We start from the raw sequence: 3,844 nt of genomic DNA, 5'->3' as shown, positions 1-3,844 counted from the left end.
TTTCATGCCTTAGATTAAGCAACTTTGATTCCTTGGTGCGTAAGGTCAGTTACTATATTTAAACAGTTTCGTTACTTATTTTCTTTTTCCATTACAAGATATGTATATTCTTTGATTACCTTTGTGCCTCTATATTGTCCACCTACTTCATACATATTGGTTCTGTAGCTACCTTTAAACTTCCATCCATCAGCATACATGTCTTTGATTGTGGTATCTTTTTCAAAAGATCCTGAACAAGTCATCTTATCTTCTGCAAAACCAGAATATTCTGTCTTAAATTGGCATATAGCTACCTCTGTAGCACTTGCAATCCCAGCGAATACAACAAAGGCTAAAAATATTTTTTTCATTACCATCTTCCTCCAGTAGTGTCATACATCACCCAAAAATTTGCTTGTCGGTTGTAATACGCATTTGTTCTACCATTTTTGGCTGGTTTGAACCAAGAAAATACAAACGGCATCCATACAACAATATGTGCAAAAGTATTGTCATGTACGCTGTTTATAAACTCAACCATTGCATTATAATCTTCGATAATCCAGTAACCTGCCAAAATAGATAATAAGATGGCTATAAATGTCAAATATCCAACAATCAGTCTTGCTATTACATTTGCGAAATACTCTGCCATTTTTTGCTCCTGAAATATTATTTTTACATTAAATAATAACTCAAATTAACTTACTAAACACTTATAAGTGTTTGTTAGATTTTAGCCATATAGCTATCATCTTTGAAAACTTATAGGTGTTTAGTATTGGAAAAAAATATAGATAAATTTTTAGATGAAATTGTTCTAAAAGTAAAAGAGGAAAGAGTAAAAAGAAATATTAGCCAACTGGCTCTTGCTCAAATTTTAGGACATAAATCTCCAAACTATATTGCAAAAATTGAAACTAGAAAACATGATGTAAGTTACAACCTCTCTCACCTATACAAAATAGCTTATGAATTTGGCATCGAAGTAACTGATCTTATACCTCCTATACAAACCCCGTTAAAATGATTTTGTCCGAGACTATTCACTGTCGTTCATATATAGGCTGATTTCATCCCCTGAAAGGGACAAGTTCTTTGTATTATATATTACTCGTTTTTGTCCCCTACGAGAAAATCGTTACAAAAGAACATCTCAAAGCACCTATTTTAAGGACTTTACTCAAAGTGTTCAAAAAAAATCCTTACTCAATTTAATAAAATTTGATAAAAAATTGTCCCTTGAAAAAAAATCGTTACTAAAATAGGCTCTACAAATCCCTTATTTATGGGCTTTTTTGAAGATTATCAAAAATTTCCCTTACAAAACAGATCATATTTTTAAAAAAAACTTTTTGCAGTATTTTTTATGTAAATCTAAATATATTCTTCTTGTTCTTTAGTCAATATTTTGACTAGCTTTTCAAACCATTCTAGGTCTTCATTCGTCGTATTAAACTTATCAATTATCTGCCCATAAGCAAAAGCATCTGCTATGTTTAGTTCTGGATACTTTTTTTGAAGTTCATACACCCTATCATTTTTTCTGCAACGATTAAGTCTTTTTTTAAATTTATCGTTATACTTTTCAAAGTATCTTGTACTTGAATACTTTAATCTTTTCTTTCCCTCATTACCATTTGTTTTTATGATTGTTGTCATAAATTTCAATAGAATGTTTCTTGAAACTGAATACCCTCCATATAGATGTTCAAAATATGCTTTTTTCAACCAAGTTTCAACTCGTTTTTCGTTTGGGCTTTTACTGTTTTGAGATTTTATGCCATCGATTTCATCCATTTTAGAAATGATTTTTCTTAGCTCTTCATCTTCTTGTGTAATATCCCATATTATTCCAGTTACAGCATTAATTGGCTTATCTTTTATGATGTATGCTCGCTTGAAATTTTCATCGGTTAGCTTGTCGTAGAGATGCTGAAACGCATCTTTTGAATATTTATGTATGTCAAGCAAAGAGTTACTACTTTTCATTTTCATCTTCCTCCTATATGGTTTTTTATAAATTCATCAATATCTTTAATTTTTACCTTTAAAATAGACCTGTCCTCTAGCTTTAGCGTATAAAAACCGTGTGAGGATTCTACGCTGCAAACAAGCTTATTAAAATCCTTATATGTAGTTTTTTTACCTATAAGGCTGTTCAATTTCTTGTCTTGTAAAAAATCTTTATAATTTTCAATTGATTTTGCATGATTATTTAAAAGATTGGCAAAAATCTTTTTTTTCCATATCCTTTCACTCTTGAGTGGTTTAAGACCATCTTTTTTAAGCCATGCTATAAACTCATCAAAATCTTCATACATTTGTTTCATCTTCTTCCTCTTCTTTATGAGTTATTGTTATTATTATTTATATATATGTCTAATTTTTAGACTAAAAAATCTAAAATTTAGATTTTAGAATATACTTTTTAGACACTTATCTAATTTTTAGACTCGCCCACAATCGTATTATTTACAAAATCGCTCCACCACAATTTCGTTGTTCGCAAAAAACCGCTTGTGAGATCTTTTTCTACCAAGCCTCTATCTATCAGTTTTTGTACACTGTTATATGCTGTCGCTCGTGAAAAATCAAACATCTTGCCAAGCGTTTCAATTTTCCCGTAATACCAACCTCTAAACTCACTTTCTGGATTATTACTGAGATTATAGATGGCATTGGCTATACAATAATCATTATTACTAAGTCCATGTTTTATGCGATATTTATGGATTATAGTCGTGTACAACACATCAAACTTTTCCCTTTTCTTCATCGAAATTTCTCAGTATGTTTTGATTGTTTTTGTCAAAAAGTCGGCGACATCTAAAAGATTAAATACAACTTTTGCATTTTTAGCCTTACCTAGCTTTTTGTAGTTAGGTAATCCTGTACCTTTAGCGATGTAGAGATCTAATGTTGAACTACTTATACCTAGCTCACTTGCCATCTCAACTTTCGATATTACAGCTCTTTTATATTTTTTTAACAGATACTCATAGAGTCGCTCTTTTTGTAAATCTTCATCACTTTGCATAACTTTTCTCCTTTTTGTTTAACATGAGAAAAGTATAGATAAAGAGCCAAAAAATGGCAAAAATCTAAAGAAAGAAATAGCTGTATTTAGGCGTATTTAGCAACATTAACAATTTAAAACTTAGTGGATTTAGACGTACTTTAGAAACAAATAAACGCGATTAGGCGTAATTTTTCATTGAATTTAGCAAATCTGAGTATATTTGTACAAATGTTACTATTAGTAATATATTTAAGGAAGTGTTCAAAACTTTGTGTTAGACCGATAGAATACTAAATTCTAAGGGAATGACTTATGAAACAATAGTTCTCGATGCTGAAATTGAATCTCATTTATCTACGGAGATTAATAATCATAAAAACGGTAAAGTTCCATAATCTCTTAAGATTTGTGGAACTTTGCAGTTTTTACTTTTTGAACACTTTATGTAACACGGAAAACTAATATGACTACTTTGTGTTTCAAAAATAAGTGATTGTTGAACGACTGAAGTGAGCGAACAGGTTACCTAATAGCTGTTCAAAATACTTATTTATAACTTTTAAAATGATAGCTATGATGACTTTAAAAGCCTATAGGTAGTCTGTTCGTCTCCTCTGTTTTGTTAAGGAATATGCAACAAAAAGACCTATTAGTTTTCACGAAACTAAGTCTTTCTCTTGGAGCAAGAGTTTATTCTATTTTAACCATAAAGGTAAAAAACATAAGTTTTGAGCAGCAATCAATTACAATCATAAACCACAAAAGTAATAGAATTTACAATGGCTACTATAACGTCCCCATTTGTCAAGACCACTTAAAGCAACATTCTTATTTCACTCA

Annotated in this window: 7 protein-coding genes; 1 reads left to right on the top strand and 6 read right to left on the bottom strand. The window is 30.3% G+C overall.

Annotated features, from left to right (window positions below; translation table 11 throughout):
* Positions 1 to 71: 71 nt before the first annotated feature.
* Complete coding sequence (locus IBX42_RS11590) at positions 72 to 353, bottom strand: hypothetical protein (RefSeq protein ID WP_294933090.1); 282 nt, start codon at positions 351 to 353, stop codon at positions 72 to 74.
* The gene (locus tag IBX42_RS11585) at positions 353 to 637 is read right to left on the bottom strand and encodes a hypothetical protein (RefSeq protein ID WP_294933089.1); all 285 of its coding nucleotides are present in this window, start codon (positions 635 to 637) and stop codon (positions 353 to 355) included. Before IBX42_RS11585 ends, IBX42_RS11590 begins: the two co-directional genes overlap by 1 nt.
* 126 nt (positions 638 to 763) lie before the next feature.
* Between IBX42_RS11585 and IBX42_RS11580 the strand changes: the two genes are divergently transcribed.
* Entirely contained in the window at positions 764 to 1,012 is a 249-nt protein-coding gene (locus IBX42_RS11580; protein ID WP_159569371.1) for a helix-turn-helix transcriptional regulator, read from the top strand.
* A 347-nt stretch (positions 1,013 to 1,359) separates the two neighbouring features.
* On the opposite strand, the gene IBX42_RS11575 is transcribed toward IBX42_RS11580, so the two are convergent.
* The 4 genes from IBX42_RS11575 to IBX42_RS11560 form a co-directional block, all read right to left on the bottom strand.
* On the bottom strand, positions 1,360 to 1,980 hold the full coding sequence (locus IBX42_RS11575) for a hypothetical protein (protein ID WP_294933088.1): 621 nt from the start codon (positions 1,978 to 1,980) through the stop codon (positions 1,360 to 1,362).
* Entirely contained in the window at positions 1,977 to 2,315 is a 339-nt protein-coding gene (locus IBX42_RS11570) for a hypothetical protein (protein ID WP_294933087.1), read from the bottom strand. Before IBX42_RS11570 ends, IBX42_RS11575 begins: the two co-directional genes overlap by 4 nt.
* Positions 2,316 to 2,425: 110 nt before the next feature.
* A complete protein-coding gene (locus tag IBX42_RS11565) occupies positions 2,426 to 2,761 on the bottom strand; it encodes a hypothetical protein (protein ID WP_159569365.1) in 336 nt (111 codons plus the stop codon).
* Between the two features lie 9 nt (positions 2,762 to 2,770).
* The gene (locus tag IBX42_RS11560; protein ID WP_294933086.1) at positions 2,771 to 3,022 is read right to left on the bottom strand and encodes a hypothetical protein; all 252 of its coding nucleotides are present in this window, start codon (positions 3,020 to 3,022) and stop codon (positions 2,771 to 2,773) included.
* Between the last annotated feature and the right edge of the window lie 822 nt (positions 3,023 to 3,844).

The sequence above is a fragment of the Sulfurimonas sp. genome (assembly GCF_014859695.1).
Taxonomy (GTDB): domain Bacteria; phylum Campylobacterota; class Campylobacteria; order Campylobacterales; family Sulfurimonadaceae; genus Sulfurimonas.
Note: the sequence above shows the minus strand (reverse complement) of the source record. Positions and strands in the feature narration are given on the sequence as shown.